At 35.6% G+C, this 23785-nt stretch carries 18 protein-coding genes and 1 tRNA gene; 14 read left to right on the top strand and 5 right to left on the bottom strand.

Going from position 1 to position 23785, the window contains the following annotated elements; genetic code table 11:
- Nucleotides 1-39: 39 nt before the first annotated feature.
- Nucleotides 40-648, top strand: a complete 609-nt coding sequence (locus tag PGOND44_RS00600; RefSeq protein ID WP_003434747.1) for a DUF4254 domain-containing protein — start codon at nucleotides 40-42, stop codon at nucleotides 646-648.
- 1 nt (nucleotide 649) lies between these two features.
- Nucleotides 650-1687, top strand: coding sequence for a glycosyltransferase family 9 protein (locus PGOND44_RS00595; protein ID WP_003434745.1), 1038 nt, complete (start codon nucleotides 650-652; stop codon nucleotides 1685-1687).
- Nucleotides 1688-1744: 57 nt separating this feature from the next.
- Here the strand turns inward: PGOND44_RS00595 and PGOND44_RS00590 are convergent, their stop codons facing one another.
- Entirely contained in the window at nucleotides 1745-2353 is a 609-nt protein-coding gene (locus PGOND44_RS00590; protein WP_003434744.1) for a superoxide dismutase, read from the bottom strand.
- Between the two features lie 222 nt (nucleotides 2354-2575).
- On the opposite strand from PGOND44_RS00590, the gene PGOND44_RS00585 reads away from it, so the two are divergent.
- From PGOND44_RS00585 to PGOND44_RS00560, 6 genes are all read left to right on the top strand, one after another.
- Nucleotides 2576-5716, top strand: coding sequence for a UvrD-helicase domain-containing protein (locus tag PGOND44_RS00585; protein WP_155943772.1), 3141 nt, complete (start codon nucleotides 2576-2578; stop codon nucleotides 5714-5716).
- A 22-nt stretch (nucleotides 5717-5738) separates the two neighbouring features.
- Nucleotides 5739-6941: a glycine C-acetyltransferase gene (kbl, locus tag PGOND44_RS00580; protein ID WP_003434738.1), complete on the top strand. Its 1203-nt coding sequence runs from the start codon at nucleotides 5739-5741 to the stop codon at nucleotides 6939-6941.
- Between the two features lie 72 nt (nucleotides 6942-7013).
- Complete coding sequence (locus PGOND44_RS00575) at nucleotides 7014-8387, top strand: OmpA family protein (RefSeq protein WP_003434736.1); 1374 nt, start codon at nucleotides 7014-7016, stop codon at nucleotides 8385-8387.
- Nucleotides 8388-8449: 62 nt separating this feature from the next.
- Complete coding sequence (locus PGOND44_RS00570; RefSeq protein WP_003434731.1) at nucleotides 8450-11152, top strand: PD-(D/E)XK nuclease family protein; 2703 nt, start codon at nucleotides 8450-8452, stop codon at nucleotides 11150-11152.
- Between the two features lie 12 nt (nucleotides 11153-11164).
- Nucleotides 11165-12859 carry a single-stranded-DNA-specific exonuclease RecJ gene (gene recJ, locus PGOND44_RS00565; protein ID WP_003434728.1) on the top strand — a complete coding sequence of 565 codons (1695 nt, stop codon included), beginning with the start codon at nucleotides 11165-11167 and terminating at the stop codon, nucleotides 12857-12859.
- A 42-nt stretch (nucleotides 12860-12901) separates the two neighbouring features.
- Nucleotides 12902-13594, top strand: coding sequence for a LysE family translocator (locus PGOND44_RS00560; protein WP_003434726.1), 693 nt, complete (start codon nucleotides 12902-12904; stop codon nucleotides 13592-13594).
- A 47-nt stretch (nucleotides 13595-13641) separates the two neighbouring features.
- Here PGOND44_RS00560 and PGOND44_RS00555 read toward each other — a convergent pair.
- Both PGOND44_RS00555 and folB read right to left on the bottom strand, forming a co-directional pair.
- Nucleotides 13642-13712 (bottom strand) — tRNA-Cys (locus tag PGOND44_RS00555).
- Between the two features lie 63 nt (nucleotides 13713-13775).
- The gene (gene folB, locus PGOND44_RS00550) at nucleotides 13776-14135 is read right to left on the bottom strand and encodes a dihydroneopterin aldolase (RefSeq protein WP_040555646.1); all 360 of its coding nucleotides are present in this window, start codon (nucleotides 14133-14135) and stop codon (nucleotides 13776-13778) included.
- Between the two features lie 155 nt (nucleotides 14136-14290).
- Between folB and PGOND44_RS00545 the strand changes: the two genes are divergently transcribed.
- From PGOND44_RS00545 to tsaB, 6 genes are read left to right on the top strand one after another with little or no spacing between them, the layout of a single operon-like run.
- Entirely contained in the window at nucleotides 14291-14992 is a 702-nt protein-coding gene (locus PGOND44_RS00545) for an ABC transporter ATP-binding protein (RefSeq protein ID WP_003434715.1), read from the top strand.
- Nucleotides 14985-16229 (top strand): ABC transporter permease, encoded by a 1245-nt coding sequence (locus PGOND44_RS00540; RefSeq protein ID WP_003434712.1) that lies wholly within the window; start codon nucleotides 14985-14987, stop codon nucleotides 16227-16229. The genes PGOND44_RS00545 and PGOND44_RS00540 overlap by 8 nt, the downstream gene beginning before the upstream one ends.
- Before the next feature lies 1 nt (nucleotide 16230).
- A complete protein-coding gene (locus tag PGOND44_RS00535; protein ID WP_003434708.1) occupies nucleotides 16231-17490 on the top strand; it encodes an ABC transporter permease in 1260 nt (419 codons plus the stop codon).
- A 29-nt stretch (nucleotides 17491-17519) separates the two neighbouring features.
- Nucleotides 17520-18644 carry an efflux RND transporter periplasmic adaptor subunit gene (locus PGOND44_RS00530; RefSeq protein ID WP_003434706.1) on the top strand — a complete coding sequence of 375 codons (1125 nt, stop codon included), beginning with the start codon at nucleotides 17520-17522 and terminating at the stop codon, nucleotides 18642-18644.
- 9 nt (nucleotides 18645-18653) lie between these two features.
- Nucleotides 18654-20105, top strand: coding sequence for a TolC family protein (locus tag PGOND44_RS00525; RefSeq protein WP_003434703.1), 1452 nt, complete (start codon nucleotides 18654-18656; stop codon nucleotides 20103-20105).
- A gap of 11 nt (nucleotides 20106-20116) precedes the next feature.
- Nucleotides 20117-20776: a tRNA (adenosine(37)-N6)-threonylcarbamoyltransferase complex dimerization subunit type 1 TsaB gene (gene tsaB, locus PGOND44_RS00520; protein ID WP_003434700.1), complete on the top strand. Its 660-nt coding sequence runs from the start codon at nucleotides 20117-20119 to the stop codon at nucleotides 20774-20776.
- Here the strand turns inward: tsaB and PGOND44_RS00515 are convergent, their stop codons facing one another.
- Together PGOND44_RS00515 and metG are read right to left on the bottom strand one after the other, a co-directional pair.
- Entirely contained in the window at nucleotides 20777-21619 is an 843-nt protein-coding gene (locus tag PGOND44_RS00515) for a mechanosensitive ion channel family protein (protein WP_003434697.1), read from the bottom strand. It abuts the gene before it with no gap.
- 31 nt (nucleotides 21620-21650) lie between these two features.
- On the bottom strand, nucleotides 21651-23720 hold the full coding sequence (metG, locus tag PGOND44_RS00510; protein WP_003434695.1) for a methionine--tRNA ligase: 2070 nt from the start codon (nucleotides 23718-23720) through the stop codon (nucleotides 21651-21653).
- Between the last annotated feature and the right edge of the window lie 65 nt (nucleotides 23721-23785).

Raw genomic sequence — 23785 nt, 5'->3', positions numbered from 1 at the left:
CACTTGGTATATTTGCCTTAATTATTAAAAAGTCATCTTATGTTTTCAGAAAAATCAAATAGAATATTCATTCAGGTTATCGAAACTTATCACGTTAAAGACGAGGTCCATCAAGACTTTACCAATCCATTCGACAGGAAAGACTCCCTTATAGAGCATTTGCTATACAGAAAATGCTGGATAGATACGGTTCAATGGCATTATGAAGATTTAATAAGAGACCCCAATATTTCTCCTGAAGATGCTTTGGTTCTTAAAAGAAAAATTGATGCTTCCAATCAAGATAGAACAGATACCGTAGAATATGTGGACAGTTATTTTTTGGATTTATTTGATAGTGTAGAACCTAAATCTGATGCCAAAATCAATACTGAAAGCCCAGCCTGGGGAATTGACAGGCTTTCTATTTTAGCCTTAAAGATTTACCATATGAATGAAGAAGCTAACAGAACTGATGCTTCAGAGAAACATCAAATGACGTGTAAAGCAAAACTCAATATTTTATTGGAGCAACGAAAAGACCTGTCGCTTGCCATAGATCAACTTTTGGAGGACATAAAACTAGGCGATAAGTATATGAAAGTCTACAAGCAAATGAAGATGTACAATGACGATGAAATGAATCCTGTCTTGAGAAGTAAACGCTAACATGAAACATCCAAGCCACATTTTAGTCATACGCTTATCTGCTATGGGAGATGTGGCTATGACTGTACCAGTCCTAAAACAACTCCTAGAAACCTATCCAAAATTAAGAATCACTGTTCTCACAAAACCATTCTTCGCTTCCCTTTTTGAGCATTTAGATAGAGTTCAAGTGTTAAAAGCAGAAGTAAAAACTAAACATAAAGGGATTTCTGGACTTTGGGTATTGGCTAAAAGCCTTCATCGTCTAGAATTTGATTCTATTGCAGATTTACATAATGTTTTAAGGTCTCGCATTTTATGCGGATTTTTAAAAGTAAAGGGACATGACTATTACAGGATAGACAAAGGTCGCCCAGAGAAAAAAGCCTTAACACGCTCAGATAATAAGATTTTTAAGCCATTGAAATCGACACACAGGCGTTATGCAGATGTATTCAAGAAGCTAAATTTACCTTTAGATAAAACCTTTAAAATCGATAAGCAAAGACTCGCTCTTTCTAAGTCTATATCTACTTTTAAGGAATTAGACACCACTCAAAAATGGATTGGTATTGCCCCGTTTGCAGCACATTCTCCAAAACAATACCCTTTAAAACTTATGAAGCAGGTTATTGCAAAATTGAATGAAAAAGGCGTACAAGTTTTGTTATTCGGAGGAGGATCAAAAGAAAAAAAGCGCTTGGAGTCTCTCGCTAAAGATTTTAAGAAGTGTTATTCTATCGCAGGCAAGTTTAGTTTTCCTGAAGAATTACAGCTCATTTCTAATTTAGAAGTTATGCTTTCTATGGATAGTGGGAATGGGCATTTGGCAGCTATGTTTGGAGTAGACGTTATCACTTTGTGGGGGGCAACTCATCCGTATGCAGGATTTGCTCCCTATGGACAAACCGAAGATCAACAATTGTTACCCGATTTAAAAAAATATCCCTTGTTACCAACTTCCGTATATGGGAATAAAAAGCTAAAGGCCTATAAAAAAGTAATGCACGACATCACTCCTGATGAGGTCTTTCAAAAACTAAAACCTTATTTGGACTAGTCTATTAAAACAAAAAAGCTGCTTACAGATGTAAGCAGCTTTAAATAGTTGTAAGGCTTATTTATTTTCTGAATAGCGTTTTGCAACTTCTTCCCAGTTGATGACATTAAAAAATGCATCGATGTAGTCTGGTCTTCTATTTTGATAATTCAAATAGTAAGCATGTTCCCAAACATCCAATCCTAAAATAGGTGTTCCACCATGGCCTACATTAGGCATCAACGGGTTGTCTTGATTTGCTGTAGAGCAAACTTCTACTTTACCACCATTATGGACAGTTAACCAAGCCCATCCAGAACCAAATTGACCTGCAGCAGCTGTAGAGAAAGCATCTTTAAAAGCCTCGAAAGATCCAAAAGAATCATCGATAGACTTTGCTAATTCTCCAGATGGTTTTCCACCACCTTTTGGAGACATCACTTTCCAAAACAAACTGTGGTTATAAAAGCCACCTCCGTTATTTCTCACTGCTTTGTTGGATAGATCCAGATTGATAAGTATGTTTTCTATAGTTTTACCTTCTAAATCTGAACCTTCTAAAGCAGTATTTAATTTTTTGGTATATCCAGCATGGTGCTTACCATGGTGAATTTCCATCGTTTTTGCGTCAATATGTGGCTCAAGTGCATCATGAGCGTAATCTAATTTTGGTAATTCAAAAGCCATAATCTGATTTTTTTGTTAATATATTACAACCAAAAGTAAGTATTATGACTTTGTTTTTGGTTTTTTTGATGTTATTATTTACTTAAAACAGATTATATACGCTAAATCAAGAATCTTAAGTCAAGCCTCTGGGGAATGAAACGCTCTATAAGGTATTAAAAAGGGTTTTAGATTTTTAAAAGACTTTAGAATCAAATTTAATACCTTCCCATTAAAATTTAAATGATGTTGACAACGTCCAATTTTAGGATTTACAATGCTTCTGCAGGATCTGGTAAAACCTTCAAATTAGCAGAGCGCTACCTGAGCTTGCTTCTTTCTTCTCCCAAAAATAATAGCTTTCAAAATATTTTAGCCATCACTTTCACCAATAAAGCTGTTGGGGAAATGAAATCTAGGATTTTGGAGTATCTCTTGAGTTTTTCTGAAGGTAAAACCACTATGGAAGGTGACCCTATGCTCCTATTAATCCATCAAAGCACAGGCTTAACCAAGGAGCAAATTCAGAAGAAATCTAAAAAAGTTCTTAACGAAATTTTGAATAATTATGCCGCTTTTGAGGTCTCCACTATAGATGCATTTACTCATAGAATCATAAGAACTTTTGCGAAAGATTTAGGCCTATCTATGAATTTTGACATAGAGATGGATACCAAGCAAGTTTTGGAACTGGCTGTAGAACGTGTTGTTGAAAAAGCAGGAAAAGAGGAAGAGCTTACCAAAGTTCTCATTGATTTTGCTACAGAAAAAGTAGAGGATGATAAAAGCGGAAACATAAGTTTAGATATCATCAATGCCTCAAGCCTTCTTTTAAGTGAAAAGGATGAAGCATACATCAACCTTTTAAAAGAGTATAGTCTGATGGACTTCAAACAATTTAAAACTAAGCTTAAAAAAGAAGTTTTGTCGATCGATGAACATCTGCTTTCCATTGGAAACGCCTTTCTAAGTGAAATGCAAGATAATGGACTAGAGGCAAAAGATTTCAAAGGGAGTTATATCCCGAAATTCTTTAAAAAACTCACCGAGGATAGGGCTACGCTTACTTTTACTGCACAATGGCAAAGCACACTAGAAGATGAAGACACCTATGTCACCAAAAAGCTTAACGATGAGGTAAAGGCTAAGGTCTTTTCTATGAAAAGTTTTATTGTAGAAAAATTTGAAGCGGTTAGATCTCTTTATTCCAATAAGAAACTATATGAGAAAGTACACCGAAACATCACCCAATTATCTTTACTAGGTGCCGTAAAGGGGGAAATGGAACTCCTCAAAAACGAGCAAAACATAATGTTGATTTCAGATTTCAACAAAAAGATAAGTGAGGAAATAAAGAAACAACCCGCTCCTTTTATTTTTGAACGCTTAGGAGAGAAATTTCAGCATTATTTTATAGACGAGTTTCAAGATACCTCAAGACTACAGTGGAATAATTTGATTCCGTTAACGGGAAATGCCCTTTCCGCTTTATTTGATGACGAAAAACCCGGCACTTTAACTCTTGTGGGAGACGCCAAGCAATCCATCTACGCTTGGCGAGGCGGAGATGCTCATCAATTTATAGATCTTTCTCAGGGGAATTCTCCATTCTCCACAGATCCAAGCGTGGAAACCTTAAGTAGCAATTTTAGGAGTAGTAAGGCTATTGTTTCTTTCAATAATGATTTTTTTGAATTTGTTGGCCATCAGCTTAATGATGAGAAGCTAAAGATTTTGTTTAGCGAAGAACACCTAAAGCAAAAGGTGCATAAAACTGAGGAAGGATACGTTAATCTTAGATTTTTAGAAGCCTCAAGCAATGAGGAAAGAGCTGAAGTATACCCAGAAGAAATTCTAAAAATAATACTTCAAAAGAAAGAACAAGGTTTTCCACTAGGGGACATTTGTATTTTAATTCGACAAAAATCTGAAGGCATTGCGATTGCAGAATATTTAAATCAACAGAATATTCCAATAATTTCTTCTGAAACTTTACTGATTAAATCAGACGATCAAGTTCAGTTTGTTTTAGCTCTTTTACATGTTTTAAATGATGATAAAGATGAGCTGTCTAAAGCTGAGGTTCTAAAGGAAGTCTTGACAAGATTATCGTTTTCAGAAGAAGAGCATTTTACTATTTTAAGAAACACACTCCATAAAGAGAAGGACGTCTTCTGGGAAAAATTAAAGCAGTTCGGCTTCACTTTCGACCCCAAACACTTTCATACCCTACCCTTTTACGATGCCGTAGAATATCTCATCCATAAATTTCAAGTTGAAAGATTTGCAAGTGCATATCTCCAGTTTTTTCTTGATGAGGTTTTTGAATTCACGCAAAAGCAAAATGGAAATCTAAATGCTTTTCTAGGCTATTGGTCAAACCAAGGTAAGAGTAAAAGCATTGTGAGTACAGAAAGTGAAAATGCCGTACAAATCATGACCATTCATAAAAGTAAGGGACTTCAATTTCCGGTTGTGATTTTTCCTTATGCTAAGCAACAGATCGATTATACGGGGACTAGTCATCTTTGGGTAAAACTGCCAGAAAAATTCCAAATCCCCTTTGCTCTTATCACTAAACCTGGAAAAGATATAGATAACCCTAATTATACAGACAGCTATCTTGACTTAGTAAACGGATTAGAAATGGAAAACATCAATATTCTTTATGTGGCTTTAACCCGTGCGGCATCGGAGTTGTTTATCCTTTCAGAAGATGATAGAGATAAAAGTGGGAAAATAAAACTTAATACCTACTCAGGTTTACTTATGAGTTACCTAGAATCTAAAGGTGAAACCGTCCAGGTCTTAATTGAATATGAGTGGGGTAAAAGTACTCTACCTAAAAAGGGGCGAGTTTCTGAAGTAGAAAACATCAGTTTTAAATTTCATTCCCCTTCCCCGAGTCTTAGTTTAAATCTTGTAACAACTGCTGGAAAACTATGGAATGAGGATCTTGCAGACGCCCTTCAAAAAGGAAATTTGATTCATTCCCTTTTATCCAGGATACATATTCAAAGCGATATTAATGCATCATTAGAATGGCATTATACCAATGGATTTTTTGAAGAGGAGAAACTAGAAGTTTATAGAAAATCACTCAATAAAATAGTCACACACGATAAGCTTAAGGATTACTTTTATAGCGAATATGAGGTATGGAATGAGAAAGATATTTTTTTTAGAGATCAACTTTTAAGACCCGATAGGGTAAATATTAAGGACGGAAATGCTGTTCTGATCGATTATAAAACTGGAAAAGCATCAAATCAGCACATCAATCAGATCAATATGTATGCTGAATCTTTGATAGCTTTAAAATATAATGTTAAGAATAAACTGCTCGTTTATCTAAATGAATCTATTGAAGTAAAGATTGTTTAAATTTGCAGTAAAATGAAAATATATGTATTCAAATAAACTAAAACATCAACTTGCAGAAGAAATACAAAATATAAAAGATGATGGGCTATATAAAAAAGAGCGTATTATCACTTCTCCACAAGGAGCGGAAATCACTTTAGATTCTGGTAAAAGCGTTTTGAATTTTTGTTCAAATAACTACTTAGGCTTATCTTCTCACCCAGATGTGGTTAAAGCTGCAAAAGACACATTAGATACTCATGGTTTTGGGATGTCCAGTGTAAGGTTTATATGTGGAACTCAAGACATACACAAAACTCTGGAACATGAAATTGCTGAATTTTATGGTACCGAGGATACTATTCTCTATGCTGCTTGTTTCGATGCGAACGGAGGTGTTTTTGAGCCCTTGCTGGCCAAAGAAGATGCAATTATTTCCGATTCGCTCAATCATGCATCAGTCATTGATGGAGTGAGATTATGTAAAGCTGCTAGATATAGATATCAAAATGGGGACATGTCAGATCTTGAAGCACAATTAAAACAAGCCAAAGAAGACGGTGCTAGACATATATTAATTGTAACCGATGGTGTCTTTTCTATGGATGGCTTAGTTGCTCCATTAGATAAAATTTGTGATTTAGCAGATAAGTATGAGTCATTAGTTATGATTGACGAATGTCATGCTACTGGTTTTATAGGCGAAAAAGGAATTGGAACCCTAGAAGAAAAAGGTGTTTTAGGTCGTGTCGATATTATAACAGGAACCTTAGGCAAGGCCTTAGGTGGTGCTATGGGTGGGTATACAACTGGCAAAAAAGAAGTCATAGATCTTTTAAGACAGAGATCTCGTCCTTATTTATTTTCGAATTCTTTGGCGCCATCAATAGTAGGAGCTTCCATAAAAGTTTTTGATATTCTCAAAAATGACAATACTTTAAGAAAAAAACTTACAGAAAATACATCTTATTTCAAAAAACACATGAAAGATGCTGGATTTGATATTATTGATGGAGAATCTGCTATAGTTCCTGTTATGCTTTATGATGCTAAATTAGCCCAAGAAATGGCTGCTTTGCTACTAGAAGAAGGTATTTATGTGATTGGGTTTTTCTATCCGGTAGTGCCAAAAGGTAAAGCAAGAATACGTGTTCAGTTATCCGCTGCACATGACCAAAAACAGATCGATAAAGCAATTGAGGCCTTCGTAAAGGTTGGTAATCACTTAAAAATTATCGAAAGTTAATGCTTTTAGCGATTTTAATTTTACATTTGTTAACTATTGATAGATTTTATAATAAACTAAAACTAAAAAAACATGAAAAAATTGAACAAACTTTTTTTGCTACTCGCACTTTCTTTAGGAGTGTTCAGTATGCAAGCACAAGACGAGAAGAACCCTTGGGCTATTGTTATTGGAACTAATGCAGTAGATTTTTATGCTGCCGATAATGGAAATATTCCGGGAGAAATCTCAAGTGGAAGCTTATTTAGTGAATATTTTAACGCGGAGGATAATTGGAATTTTTTGCCATCAGTGTCTTACCTTGAAGTAAAAAGATATGTTGGAGATGGTTTTTCTGCTACATTAAACGGTTCGATAAACCAAATAGATCGACTAGGAGGTACTTCAGCTGCTGATTTAAGTTTTTATAACTTAGGGGCTGGCGTTCAATATAATTTCAAAAACCTTTTAAACACTACTGTTATTGATCCATTTTTAGGAGTTGGTGCAGGATATTATTGGTTAGATGACAACGGAGCTTCAACATTTGATTCAGATTTAGGTATTAACTTTTGGTTTAGTGACAACATTGCTTTCACAGTTAAATCTTCTTTTAAAACTGCTTTTGAAGATAGTAACTTCGACTATTTTCAACATTCTGCTGGTGTAACTATCTCATTTGGTGGAACTGATTCTGACGGAGACGGTGTTTACGATAAAGACGACATGTGCCCAGATGTACCAGGTTTAGCTGAATTTAACGGCTGCCCAGATTCTGATGGTGATGGTATTGTTGATAAAGATGATAAATGTCCTGATACTGCTGGATTAGAAGAATTTGACGGTTGCGCAGATTCTGATGGTGATGGTATTGCAGATCCAAATGATGATTGTCCAAACGAAGCTGGTTCTGAAGCTTTAAATGGATGTCCAGATGCAGATAAGGATGGAATAGCAGATAAGGATGATGAGTGTCCAAATGAAGCTGGACCAAAAGCAAACAACGGATGTCCTTATCCTGATTCTGACGGAGACGGTGTATTAGACAAAGATGATATGTGTCCAGATGTTGCTGGTACTAAGGCAAATAACGGTTGTCCAGAAGTCACTGAAGAAGTTCAAAAAGAATTGAATGAATATGCTAAAACCATCAATTTCGATACTGGTAAAACAACAATTACAAAAGATTCTGAAGAAGCTTTAGCTGCTATTATTTCAATTCTTGACGAATATCCTAATGCTAAATTTACAGTGGAAGGACATACTGACAGTGTTGGTAGTGATCAAAACAACAAAAGACTTTCTGAAGCTAGAGCGCTTTCTGTAAAATCTTACCTAGTTGAAAATGGTGTAGATGAATTTAGATTATCATCTGCTGGTTTTGGAGAAGAAAGACCAGTCGCAAGTAACGATACAAGATCTGGTAGAGCAGAAAACAGAAGAGTTGAAATTAACTTGAAAAAGTAACTTATTTAAAAAAATAATTTTTAAAAACACCCCATATCGGGGTGTTTTTTTATTTTTAACCTATGGAAAGTTTTATAGCTCATGTGGTTTCTCAATTACAAAATGTCAACTTAGACCATTGCCGGTTTATCCTACCCAGTCGAAGGGCTGCTCAAGCTTTTTCAAAAGAATTGTTACAGAGAAATCAAGGCGAAAGCTTTATCGTTCCACCAGTTCAAAGTATTGAAGAATTCATTGAAGATGTTTCTGAAGTAAAACTGATTAACAATTTAGAAACTTTATTTGAATTTTATAACATCTACAAAGACCATACAGACCCAAACCATCAAGAACCCATAGATCAAGTCTACAATTGGGGCCAATCTATTATTCAAGATTTTAATGAAATAGATCGATATCAAATAGATGCAAATCAGTTTTTTGGCAACCTTAAAGCTATAAAAGATATTGAACATTGGTCGAAATCGGATGTGAAAACAGAATTGGTCAAAAATTATATTCAATTTTGGGAGAGATTACCTAAGTATTACCAAGAATTAAAGGCTGACTTAAAGTCCAAAAACAAGGCCTACCAAGGTATGGCCTATCTTGAAGCTGTCAAAAACATAGAAGCTTATACCAAAAACTCTTCAAGGAATTTTTATTTAATAGGCTTCAATGCCTTAAATACCTGCGAAGAAGTCATTTTTCAGACCATTCTCAACCAAAATAGAGGGAAGGTTTTTTGGGATATCGACAATTATCTTTATGATAACCATATTGCTGGCATGTTTCTAAGACACTATTCAAAAACGTGGCCACATTATTCTCTAGAAAGTTTGGCCTCCTCAACCAATTCCTATCTAAATAAAAAAGAAATAAATATCTATGGAGTTCCTAAAAAAATAGGACAAGCAAAACTTGTAGGTGACCTTCTATCCAAAATGAGTGAGGATGAGCTCAATGAAACCGCTTTGATTTTAGGGGATGAGACCTTACTCCAGCCTATCCTAAATTCACTCCCAGAGAATATAAAAAAAGTAAATGTCACCATGGGTTTGCCTTTACACCAGACCAATATGGTCTCCTTTTTTGAGGTCTTATTCACAATAAGGTCTCAAAATGAAGATCGATTACATTTTAAAACACTGTTGGAGCTATGCGGGCATCCTGTTCTTAAAAAAGCATATCAAGAAGAGCTACAATCTATTGAGACCCGGATACATAAAAACAATATCATTTTTCAATCTAAAGAAGACTTCTTAGAGTCTTGCCAGTCTTTTGATTCTGATTTGCTAACAATTTTCAAGCTTAGTATCTTTATAAAAGATGGCTCTGTTAATGAATTTCTCAGTAATTGCCTAAAAATCATTGAGATTTTGAAACCAAATTTCTCTTCTGATGTCCTTCAAATGGAATATTTATTTGGGTTCAAAAAGCTATTCACAAAATTAAAGAATTTGATGGAGTCTTCAGAGTTAGTCAAAGACTTTAAGGTATTTCATCTCATTTATCTAGACATATTATCCTCAGAAACTCTAGATTTCGAAGGGTCTCCATACCAAGGGCTGCAAATAATGGGAATGCTGGAAAGTCGAGTATTAGATTTCAAAAATATTATTATTACCTCTTTAAATGAAGGCGTTTTACCTTCTGGAAAATCTCAAAACAGCTTTATCCCTTTCGATCTGAAAAAAGCCTATAAGCTCCCTACTTATAAAGAAAAAGATGCTATTTATGCTTACCACTTCTTTAGGCTTATACAGCGCTCTAGTCGGTGCCATTTTATTTATAATAATGCTACCTCAGGAATTGAAAAGGCAGAAAAAAGTCGATTTCTGACTCAATTGGAAATTTTTAAAGCCCCTCAACATTTGGTAAAGAACCACACTGCAGTTTCTAACACAGAGCAAAAGAAAACTGTTCTGAAAGAGGTTCGTAAAACGCCTCAAATGATAGAGAAATTGGAGTCACTTTTTCAATATGGTATTTCTCCATCTGCCCTTACAACTTACATCCGGAATCCCATTGACTTTTATCGCAGGTATGTTTTAGGCATTAAAGAGGTAGACCAAATCGAAGAAGATATTTCTTACAGGACACAAGGGACTGTTATTCATGATTGTCTGGACCTTTTGTATAGGAATTATATAGGCAAACCTCTAGACTCTAAGGATATTGACCAGATGCTTAAAGCATATCCTAACGTTATCAAGACTTTATTTGAAAAAAAGTTTCCTAAAGAGGCTCTTCAAAACGGTAAAAATTTAATTGATTTTGAAATTGCTAAACAACAAATCAAGCGTTTTTTAGTTCAAGAGAAGGAGCTTGTAAAGTCAAATCAAGTAAAAATTTTAGAACTAGAGAATGAAGCAAAAAAATTAATAACGATTGACGATATTGATTTTCCGATTAAATTGAAAGGAACCGTAGATAGAATAGATTTGTGCAACAACCAACTGAGGATTATCGATTATAAAACGGGCAGAGTTGAGAGTAAAGATCTGAAAATCCCCGAAAATTGGACTCATTTTGTCGATGATTATAAATATTCAAAAGCCTTTCAAGTCTTATTTTATTCTTTACTGAAAGAAGAAGACTTAGGAGAAAACGGGACGGCAGGAATCATTTCGTTAAGGAATTTAAAATCCGGATTTATGACGTGTTCTCAAACCAAAACAAATTTAAACTTGAAAGCACTTCTTCCAGATTTTAAAATTCAATTGGAATCTTTAATTTTAGAGATATTAAATCTCGAAACCCCATTTAAAGAAAAACTTGTTTAATCAAAATCTATCATGCGTTGGACTTTAACTCAAGAAGCCGATTTTCAGAAAGCTGAACACCTTCAGAAAGCTATTGGTGTGAGTCTGCCTATCGCAGAACTCCTCATTAAAAGAGGAGTCGAAACTTTTGAAAAAGCCAAAACCTTTTTTAGACCTAGTTTAGACGACCTCCACGATCCCTTTTTAATGAAAGGTATGGAAAAAGCAACTTCACATATTCTAGAAACCTTAGAAAGCAACAAACCTGTAATGGTATTTGGTGACTACGATGTGGATGGAACTACCAGCGTTGCTTTAATGACTACTTACCTCAAAAAATTAGGGTTTGATGTGCTAAGTTATATACCCGATAGATACGAGGAGGGTTATGGTATTTCATATCAAGGAATCGACTATGCCAAAGCACAAGGAATAGACCTAATCATTGCCTTAGACTGCGGTATAAAAGCTATTGATAAAATTGATTACGCGAAGTCGATAGGCGTCAATTTCATTATCTGTGACCACCATAGGCCGGGAGCTACTGTTCCAAACGCTATAGCTGTTTTGGATCCTAAACAAAATGATTGTCATTATCCTTACGATGAATTATGCGGTTGCGGAGTAGGCTTCAAACTCGTGCAAGCTTTACAAGCAAAACTCAATAAGCCACAACAACAGATTTATATTTATTTGGATCTTGTGGCTACGGCAATAGGTTCTGATATTGTCCCCATAACTGGAGAGAATAGAGTTTTAGCTCATTTTGGATTAAAAATCATTAACTCGAGAAACCGCCCTGCTTTTAAAGCTATTTTAGAAAACACAAAGAAAAGGGAACTGACTATTACCGATGTTGTTTTTATGATTGGTCCTCGTATAAATGCCGCGGGGAGGATGAAGCACGGTCTTTTAGCCACCGAACTCCTGTGTGAAACCGATTACGAAAAAGTAAAGGTCTTGGCTAAAGATATTGAGTTATACAACTCTAGCCGTAAAGAGACAGACAAGTCAATTACCAAGGAGGCTCTCGACATGATTAGGGAGCAAAAAGAAGAAGCAAGAAGCACCACAGTCGTTTATCAACCCCATTGGCACAAAGGAGTGATTGGTATTGTCGCTTCAAGGCTCACAGAAACTTATTACAGGCCTACATTAGTTTTCACAAAAAGTGGAGAAAAACTAGCGGCCTCCGCTAGATCTGTAAAAGGTTTCGATGTTTATGATGCTTTAGAGAGTTCTTCTGAATTTATTGAACAGTTTGGTGGACATAAGTATGCCGCTGGTCTAACTCTAGAAGAGAGACATTTTGAAAATTTCAAAAATAAATTCGAGGAGGTCGTAAAATCAACTATAGATCCTGAGCTTCTCATTCCAGAAATTTTATATGATTCTGAAATCGCTTTTGAAGACATCACCCCTAAACTTATTAGAATCCTCAAGCAGTTTGCCCCTTTTGGACCAAGAAATATGAAACCCACATTTGTCACTAGAAATATGTCAACAACAGGATTTGTAAAGGCCTTGGGAGAAGAAGGCTTACATTTGAAGGCGAACTTAATTCAAAATGGAATTGTATTTACAGCGATAGGTTTTGGATTGGGAGATAAAAAAGATCTGATGAAAAAAGATGAAAAATTTGATATTGTATATACTATAGAAGAGAATGAGTGGGATGGAAACATCACGGTACAACTGAATCTAAAGGATATAAAAAAACCAAGTTAGACACAATTTGCTAACTTTGAGGAAACTTATAGACATAACTAAATGTTGCAAGATATACTTTCAGGAATCCCTTTAGGTTTTTTTTTAGCCTTTATGGTGGGACCCGCTTTTTTCATTCTGTTAGAGACTGCAGCCATAAGGGGTTTTAAAGCTGCTTTTGCCTTTGATATAGGTGTTATTCTTGCAGATATTGTTTTTATATTTATCGCTTATTTTAGTACAAATCAATTACTTCGCAGTATAAAAGACGACCCTGGCCTGTTTATATTTGGAGGAGGGGTATTAACCATTTACGGACTTATCGCCTATATAAAAGCTAAAAACGCAACCTATACCAAAGCCGATTTTGAAGTCCAAAAGCTGAAGCGCAAAGACTATCTTGGAATTGTCGCTAAAGGGTTTTTGCTCAATTTTATCAATATAGGGGTTTTAGGATTTTGGCTAGGACTGCTTATCATATTCGGCCCCTCTTTAGAAATGGAAGCATCAAGGCTAGTTATTTTCTTTACAAGCATAATTGTGACGTATTTACTCGTTGATGTTTTAAAAATACTGCTAGCTAAAAAACTGAATAATAAGCTAACGCCTAGGCGAATCACATTATTTAAAAAGGGAATCAGTTTTCTGTTAATTATATTTGGATTGATTTTAATACTTAGAGGTCTCATTCCAAAGGAAATAGAGGAAATTGAAAAAAATTTAGAAAACGTTTCTTATAAAGTCGATGAGTTTTAGATGAAAAAAGCCCAATACTTATTGGGCTTTTTTATATCAGTTAGAAGAGGTGTCGAGCGGATTCGAACCGCTGTAGATGGTTTTGCAGACCACTGCCTAGCCACTCGGCCACGACACCTTTTTCGAAGACTGCAAATTTAAGAAATTTTTTTTATCCCCAATGCTAATCTAGGAATTAGATTCAATCCCTTTTTTTAGATAAAGTAATGTTGACATCCTCCACATCGCCTCCCAATGGTGGATTTACTTTTGCAACTTTTACTTTTGCCTTTTTCACCATCTCGAGTTCAGAGAATATTCTGTCTATAATGCGCTTAGCGACATGCTCCAGAAGTTTAGAAGCTATAGCCATTTCTTCCTTTACGATTTTATTGAGATGAACATAGTCTACTGTATCAGAGAGCTCGTCTGATTTTGCTGATATATCCAGATTTGCATCAACGCTTATATCCACTCTATAATCACTTCCTATTTTGGTTTCTTCTGGTAAACAGCCGTGATAGGCATAAACTCTTATGTTGTTTAAATTGATTGTGTCCAAAGGTTTTTTAAACAAATATAACCCTGCTTTCAATTTATCTAAACCATAAACGTATCTAGTTTCATAAATATTATTTAAATTTTAACACTTTAATAACAAGCCGCTCTGTAACATTTCTAACATTTACATGTCTTAATAGAAGTAACTACTCAATTATGATAGAAATTAAAGATTTGCATAAGTCCTACAAAATGGGAAAGAACTCTCTTCACGTGTTGAAGGGAATAAATTTTAACGTAGAAGAAGGAGAATTAGTTGCTATCATGGGATCTTCTGGGTCTGGCAAGTCTACTCTTCTTAACATTCTTGGAATGCTTGATGAAGCAGACCAAGGTTCATATACGTTAGACGGTGTGCCAATCAAAAACCTTAATGAGAAACTTGCCGCTCAATATAGAAATAAGTTTTTAGGATTTATCTTTCAATCTTTCAATTTGATTAATTATAAATCTGCTTTAGACAATGTAGCTCTTCCTTTGTTCTACCAAGGTATGAAAAGAGCAGAACGGATGGAAAGGTCTATGGCTTATCTTAAAAAAGTAGGTCTTGCAGATTGGGCGACTCATAAGCCTAATGAACTTTCGGGAGGGCAAAAACAAAGAGTTGCCATTGCAAGAGCATTAGCGAGTGATCCAAAAGTTCTACTTGCAGATGAGTTAACCGGAGCTTTAGATTCGAAAACATCTTATGAAATCATGGATTTAATCCAAAAAATAAATGATGAAGGTAGGACTATTTTAATAGTTACTCACGAGAAAGATATTGCTCAAATGACTAAGCGAATAGTGAACCTAAAAGATGGAGTCATTATAGATGATAGAAAAATAACCCAAGTAAGAGCAATGCAAGATGTTTAGTTTAGAACGTTGGCAAGAAGTGTTTGAAACCATTTCAAAAAATAAACTAAGAACTTTTCTTACAGGAGTTTCTGTAGCTTCTGGGATATTCATTTTAGTAGTATTATTAGGCGTAAGTGTAGGATTTCAAAATGGAGTTGAGAAACAATTTCAGAATGATGCTGAGAATATTATTAATATTTATCCAGGTTCAACCAGTATTGCTTATAAAGGATTTAATAAAGATCGGCGCATCCAACTTACAAATGAAGACTACGCTTTGGTCAATAGAGAAACCGATCAAGAAATTGAATTTGCCTCTTCTTTATATCAGATTTTTGCTGGTTTAGTATCTTACGGAAACGAATCAGGAAGTTATCGTGTAGAAGGAATTTTACCAGATTATCAATTTTTGGAGAAAGCAGATATTATAGAAGGGCGATTTATCAACATGAACGATGTAAAGGCTAAAGAAAAGTATGCGGTTATAGGAAACAGAGCCAAAAAAGACCTTTTTAAAGACAAGTCACCAATAGGCGAATACATAGAAGTATCAGGACTTAATTTTAAAGTTATTGGTGTATTCACGGATCCAGGTGGGGATAGAGAAGAAACTAGAGTCTACGTTCCTATTTCAACAGCTCAAATTGTTTTTGGAGCAGGAACAGATATCAGATCTATGGGCTATACTCTCCCTAAAGAAGAGAATTACGACCTAGCCTTAAAGCAATCTAATGCTTTTGCAGCCCAGATCGAACAAATGTTAAAATCTAAACTACAGATAGACCCTAAAGATGAAAGTGCATTATTTATAAGCAACAATATAGAAAACACTAAAGAAATATATCTGCTAATAAATGCTATGAAAATATTTTTCTGGGGTGTTGGTATTGCCACTTTACTAGCTGGGATTATTGGTGTAAGTAATATTATGCTCATTATCGTAAAAGAACGTACCAAAGAAATTGGGATTAGAAAAGCTCTTGGAGCTGAACCCCTTTCCATAGTAGGTATGATTTTGCATGAGTCTATATTTGTTACTTCCGTGTCTGGTCTATTTGGATTGATATTTGGCCTTGCCCTTTTAGAAATTGTAGGACCTTATATAGAGTTAGATTTTATTAGAAACCCAAGTGTAAACTTCAGTATTGCAGTTTCCACATTGATATTATTAATAGCAGCCGGAGCAATTGCTGGTTTCTTTCCCGCTTGGAGAGGAGCAAGAATTAAACCGATAGATGCATTAAGAGACGAATAATATGTTTAATAGAGACAAATGGAATGAAGTCATTGAGTCCTTAACGTCTAATTTATTTAGAACGATACTGACTGCCTTTGGAGTATTCTGGGGTATTTTTATTCTTGTGATTTTACTGGCTGCAGGGAATGGCCTAGAGAATGGAGTCAAACAGATATTTGATGGGATTTCTTCTAATTCCATGTTTATGTGGTCTCAGACAGTTTCTAAATCCTACAATGGCTTACCAAAAGGACGTCGATATAATTTTGAACTTAATGATGTTGCAGAAATTAAGAGAGAAGTTAATGGTCTAAAGTATGTTTCTCCAAGAAATCAGCTTGGAGGTTTTGGCGGAGATAATAATGTTGTAAGGGGCCTTAAAAGTGGTGCGTTTAACGTTTATGGGGATTATCCAGATATCCAGTTTCAAGAGCCAATGAAAATCTTAAAAGGTAGATTTCTAAACCAGAATGATATCGAAAATAAACGTAAAGTAGCAGTCATTGGGGAAGGTGTTATTAAAGGGCTTTATGATTTTGACGAAGATCCAATAGGTACTTATGTGAAAGTACAAGGAGTGAACTTCATGGTCATAGGCGTCTATAAAAAAAGAGGTTTAGGAGGAGGTAATGCCGAGGAGGACCAAAAACAAATTTATGTTCCATTCACAGCCTATTCTCAAGCCTTTAATATGGGGCAAACAGTAGGTTGGATGGCTATCACCGCAGAGGATAATAACTCGATTACCAAACTAAAGTCTCAGGTATTTGATATTATAAAAAGAAATCATAATATCGCTCCAGAGGATGATAGAGCCATTGGAAATTTTGACCTATTCGAACAATATTCAAAAGTTTCTGGACTTTTCATTGCGTTAAATGCTGTCGCCTATTTTGTAGGGATCCTTATTTTACTTTCAGGTGTTATAGGGATTAGTAATATAATGCTTATCGTGGTGAAAGAAAGAACAAATGAAATTGGAGTTAGACGAGCCCTAGGAGCAACCCCTTGGCAAATAAGAGGACAGGTTTTATTTGAATCTGTATTCTTAACAATTATTGCAGGTATGACGGGTATAATATTCGCAACTGGAGTGTTAGCAATAGTTAATGCACTCCTTCCCAAAGGTGCAGATATTCCGTTTGCCAACCCTAGTGTAGATTTAGTTACCGTCATTATAGCATTAAGTATACTCATCGTCTCAGGTCTTTTAGCTGGGTTTATTCCTGCTCAAAATGCAATACGCGTAAAACCTGTGGATGCCTTAAGAACCGAATAAAAAACAAACTTACCTAATAGTATTTAAACATGAAAAAAGTTGTCACCATTATTGTATTGCTAGTTATTGTAGCTCTTTTTGGAGGGTCTTTATATTACCTCTACCAAAAAAATCAAGAGAGTCCGGAAGTTTTTAAAACGGAAACTCCTACGACTCAAACCATTGTTAAAAAAACAATGGCTACGGGAACTCTTGTGCCAAGGGAAGAGGTTGATATCAAACCCAATATCTCTGGGGTTGTGGACAGACTCTTTGTAAAAGCTGGAGATAACGTGGAGGTTGGAGATATGATTGCTCAACTTAAAGTGGTTCCCAATATTACAAACCTGAACTCTGCAAAAAACCAAGTTAGACAGTCTAAAATCAATCTTGAAAACGAGAAAAAAGTTTTTAACAGGCAAAAAGAATTATATGAAAAGGGCGTCATCTCAGAAAATGATTTTGATCTTGCCAAGAATTCGTACGACAATTCATTGCAAACTGTAAAAGCAGCCGAGGAGAATCTTGAAATCATAAGTACAGGAACTACTCAGGATGCTGGAAATGCGGCTACTACAGAAATAAAGGCGAGAATATCTGGAATGGTCTTGGACGTACCTGTTGAAGTGGGAAACCAAGTTATTGAAGCCAACAACTTTAATGAAGGAACCACAATCGCTACTATTGCTAAAACAGATGATATGATCTTTCAAGGAAAAGTTGACGAATCTGAAGTAGGTAAAATAAAAGAAGGACTTCCTTTAGAAATTACTGTCGGAGCTATTGAAGATGAAACCTTCAATGCTATATTAGATTACATTTCCCCTAAAGGAACCGAAGAGAATGGTGCTGTTCAGTTTGATATCGAGGGTAGTTTAAAAGAGACTAAGGGGATTTTTATAAGAGCGGGGCTTAGTGCAAATGCTTCTATTATATTAGAACGATCTACAGATGTATTGGCGATAAGTGAATCTTTGGTGCAGTTTGAAAAAGAAACAAAAGAACCCTTTGTTGAGATCGAAGTTGGGAATCAGCAGTTTGAGAAAAAAATGGTAGAACTAGGACTAAGCGATGGAATAAATGTTGAAGTGATTTCTGGTGTTGAAGAAAGTGATAAAATAAAAGTATGGAATAGAGTTGAAGAACCTGTTGCTGGAAACCCTAGAAGAAGATAATTAAAGATGATGAAAATGAAACTTACCTTATCAATATTAAGCGTTATACTTTTAGGATGTTTTTCTGGTCTTAAAGCGCAAACCGATATACCTGCAAGTTGGACTCTTGAGGCTTGTGTAAAATATGCCATGGATAATAATATATCCATTAAGCAATCGATGCTCGCTCTAGAAACTGCAGACATCAGTAAAAGTGAAGCTATAGGAAACTACCTGCCTTCACTTAACGGGAATTCTAACAATACCTGGAACTCTGGTTTAACTCAGAATATAACCACAGGAGTGCTGGAGAGCCAAGTGACACGTAACTTTTCTGTAAATGCAACCTCAGGAATAACCATATTTGACGGTTTACGAAATTTAAGAGTATTCCAGAGAGCTAAACTAGAGCAGTTAGCAAGTCAGTATTCACTTCAATTGATGAAAGATGATATTGCTTTATTTGTCGCAAATGCTTATTTACAGATCCTAGTCAATAAACAGCAACTTGAAGTTTTGATAGAGCAGAATAATGTGACTCAAGAGCAAATTGAGCAAACACGAAAAACTGTAGAGATAGGGACTGCCCCTCAGGGAGACTTGTTAGAAATTGAAGCTATAAATGCAGACGAAGAACAGCAAATCATTGTCGCTGAAAATAATTTAAGAATCTCAAAAATCAGCTTAGCGCAAACACTACTTATAAAAAATTATAAAAATTTTGATATTGCAGATGAGGAGTATAATGTCCCTATCACAGATATTATGTCTAACACACCTGAAGAGATTATTGCAAAATCAAGGGAAGAGCGTTATGAAGTTAAAGTGGCAGAGCAAAATGTAGACTTAGCTATAAAAGATGTTCAAATAGCTAGATCCCAGCTTTACCCGTCATTAAGCGGTTTTATTAACTACAACACCAGGGAAACAGATAGAGAAAGAACAGTTCAAGCTGGTATAGATCCAAACAATCCCACCAGACAAATTGGAATTGTTGAGTCTACAGGAGGAGCTGTAGTCACTCCAAATTTTCAATTCGAAACGATAGGCCCAAGAGATTTTATAAACCAATTGTGGAGAAACGACGGTTTAACTTATGGTGTACAACTCGATATTCCCATTTTCAATGGTTTTGCAACAAGAAATTCTATTAAGAGGGCGGAAGTGAATACCAAACGTGCAGAATTTCAGTTGGAGCAAGCTGAGTTGGATTTGGAATCTAATGTATATCAAGCTTATGTTGATGCTCAGGGATCTGCTAAGGCCTATGAGGCAGCCTTAAAAGCTGTCGAGTCTCAGGAATTAGCTTTTGAATATGCTCAGCAACGCTTCGAAGTGGGTATATCTAACGCGTTTGAATTAAGTCAGTCTAAATTCAGATTAACCAACGCAGAGAATAGATTAATTAATTCTAAATACGACTATATCTTCAACTTAAAAGTCTTAGAATTGTTTTTTGGAATTCGAATTGTTGAATACTAAACCTTTATCTATTGAGTTTAATTCTTTGTATTGAAACCTCTACAACCAATTGTTCTATAAGCATTGGAAGAGATGGACAGCTGTTAGCCTTAAAGGAAATAAACAGTAAAAACTTTTCACATTCTGAACAGTTACATACATTTATCAAGGAGCTACTAAACTCCGAGGATATATCTATTAAAGAACTTAGTGCAGTTTCTATAAGTAAGGGGCCTGGTTCTTATACAGGTTTAAGGATAGGTGTTTCTGCAGCGAAAGGTTTAGCCTATGCCCTAAATATTCCTTTGATTTCTGTATCGACCTTGTTGTGTTTAGCAAAGCAGGTTGAAATCACTAAAGGACTTATTATCCCAATGCTAGATGCTAGAAGAATGGAAGTCTATTCTGAAATCTTTGATGCTAGTTTTGAAAGTAAGCGAGAAATTAAGGCTGAAATATTGGAGGAAACCTCTTTTCAAATTGAATTAGAAGCTAGTGAAGTTCACTTTATAGGAACTGGAGTGGAAAAATTTCAAGAAATCTGCCATCATCCCAATGCCCTTTTTCACAAAGAAAAACTTCCGTCTGCAAAGGAGCAATACCCTATAGCGAAACGGAAGTTTGATGATAATATTTTTGAGGATGTGGCTTATTTTGAGCCTTATTACCTTAAAGATTTTGTGAGCAACTAATTATTTTTCTTTACTCATATCATATAAATGTACATCGCGTTGTGGAAATGGGAAGGAAACTCCTGCATCTTCAAGTTCTGTTTTTAGCTTTTCGATCGTATCAAAGTGCAAACCCCAGTAATCGGCTTGATTAGCCCAGAATCGCAAAGACAGATCAACAGAGTTATCCCCTAGACCTTCTACATAAACGACGGGAGCAGGATCTTTTAAAACGCGCTCATCAGAATTGACAATATTTAATAAGACTTCTCTAGATTTTTTAATATCGCTATCGTAAGAGATTCCAACGGTCATGTTATTCCTCCGAGTAGGCTCATAAGAATAGTTGGTCACTTTATTATTACTCAATTGACCGTTAGGAATAATAACACGCTGATTATTAGTTGTTGTTAGTATAGTATAAAAAATACTGATATCGGTAACTGTACCTGATTCACCTTGTGCTTCTATAAAATCACCAACTCTATAAGGTTTTAAAACTATGATCAGTACTCCTCCCGCAAAGTTAGAAAGCGATCCTTGTAGAGCAAGACCAATAGCCAAAGCTGCTGCTGCCAATATCGCTGCAAACGAAGTGGTTTCTACCCCAAGTTTAGTAATGATGACAATAAACAAAAGGATATTGAGAACTACGCCCAAGATACTTAAGGAAAAACCTCTTACACCTGGGTCTACCTCGCGTTTTTCCATTATTTTTCTTAAACGCCCTATAATCAATTTGATAACCCATAACCCAAGAATCAGGATGACCAAAGCGGCGATTATACTAGGCAAGTAAGACAGAATCTTGTCTAAAAAATAGTTGGCGTATTCGCCCACACTGTCAATTGAAATGTTTTCCATAGTTTATAATTCTTTGCTAATATCAAATATATTAATTAATTGTTGAACCATTTTTAACCTCTCCCGATGGATCTGGATTCACGAAGGTTAATTTTCCAGAAGAATCTTCTGTCATTAAAATCATCCCTTCGCTTAAAGTGCCTTTTAGTGTAATAGGTTTAAGGTTGACAACGACACTTACTCTACGACCAATGAGCTCTTCTGGCTTATAATGCTCTGCAATTCCAGAAACTATAGTCCTATGATCTAAACCTGTATCTACTGTTAGCACCATCAGTTTTTTGGTCTTTGCCTTTTTCTCAGCTGTTAATATAGTTCCTACTCGCAGATCAAGTTTGGAGAAATCTTCAAAGGTAGCTACTTCTTTTTGAGGTTCTAGTTCAGACCCTTCTTTTTCGTTTGCTATTTTGGAAGCTTCAAGTTTATCCACTTGCTTTTGCATCTCCTCATCTTCAATTTTACTAAAGAGAAATTCAGCTGTATTGATGTAATGATTAGTAGGGAGTAATTCATCTAGCTTAGAAATATCATTCCAAAGTAATGGATCAGAAAAGTCTTCAAAATTGAGCATGGTTTTCAATTTTAAAGCGGTAAAAGGTAAAAAGGGCTCACTTAAGACCGCTAAAGCACTTGCAACTTGCAAAGCCACATACATAATAGTAGATGTGCGTTCTGGGTCTGTCTTTTGGAGTTTCCAAGGCTCTTCATCGGCTAGATATTTGTTACCAAGACGAGCCAGATTCATCATAATCCCTTGGGCTTCCCTAAAGCGGTACTTCTCGATAGAAGCCGCAATTTGTGAAGGAAATGTTTTAATATCCTCAAATACTTTGAGATCAGTTTCGCTAAAGTCAGAGGCTTTTGGCACTACTCCTTCATAATACTTATGCGTTAGAATCACCACTCTATTGATAAAGTTCCCATAAATGGCAACTAACTCACTATTGTTTCGGGTTTGGAAATCCTTCCAGGTAAAATCATTATCCTTGGTTTCAGGAGCATTTGCTGTAAGCACATACCTCAACACGTCTTCTTTACCTGGGAAATCTTTTAAATAGTCGTGCAACCAAACTGCCCAATTTTTAGAAGTGGATAGTTTACGGCCTTCTAGATTCAAAAATTCATTGGCAGGAACATTATCCGGTAAGATGTAGCTGCCTTCTGCTTTCAGCATCACAGGGAAAATAATACAATGAAACACAATATTATCTTTGCCTATAAAATGAACAAGCTTAGTGTCCTTATCCTTCCAATAAGGCTCCCAATCTTTGCCTTCCCGTTCTGCCCATTCTTTGGTAGAAGAAATATAGCCAATTGGAGCATCGAACCAAACATAAAGGACTTTACCTTCACCTCCTTTTACAGGAACTGGTATACCCCAATCTAAATCTCGAGTAACTGCTCTTGCTCGTAAACCTTCATCTATCCAAGATTTACATTGTCCGTAGACATTAGACTTCCAATCCTTTTTGTGATCTTTTAATATCCAATCTTTTAAGAAGCCATCATATTGATCTAAAGGTAAAAACCAGTGCTTGGTTGACTTTAAGGTAGGTACGTCTCCTGTAATAGCAGATTTTGGATTTATTAAATCTGTAGCATTTAAAGAAGAACCACATTTTTCACATTGATCGCCATAAGCTTCTTCGTTGCCACATTTTGGGCAAGTCCCTGTTACAAATCGGTCGGCTAGAAATTGATTGGCTTTGGCATCGTAAAGTTGTTCTGTCGTTTCTTCAATAAACTTTCCCTTATCGTACATGGTCTTGAAAAACTCAGTCGCCGTATCATGGTGGATTTTAGCAGAAGTTCTTGAATAATTATCAAATTGTATCCCAAAATCTTGAAACGATTGCTTGATGATAGCATTGTATTTATCGACCACATTTTGAGGACTTACCCCTTCTTTTTTGGCTTTGATAGTAATAGGAACGCCATGCTCGTCACTTCCACAAACAAAAGCAACATCTTCTCCCTTAAGTTTCAAATAACGAACGTAAATATCTGCTGGCACATAAACCCCAGCCAAGTGTCCTATATGTATAGGCCCGTTGGTGTAGGGTAATGCTGCGGTAACTGTATAGCGTTTTGGATTCTTCATGAGTCTAAAATTTCTAAAGCACAAATGTAATAAACCCCTTTACATTAAAAGACTAAGGCTATTGT

Source organism: Psychroflexus gondwanensis ACAM 44, from assembly GCF_000355905.1.
Classification (GTDB): domain Bacteria; phylum Bacteroidota; class Bacteroidia; order Flavobacteriales; family Flavobacteriaceae; genus Psychroflexus; species Psychroflexus gondwanensis.
This window is presented reverse-complemented; position numbering and strand designations above follow the sequence as displayed.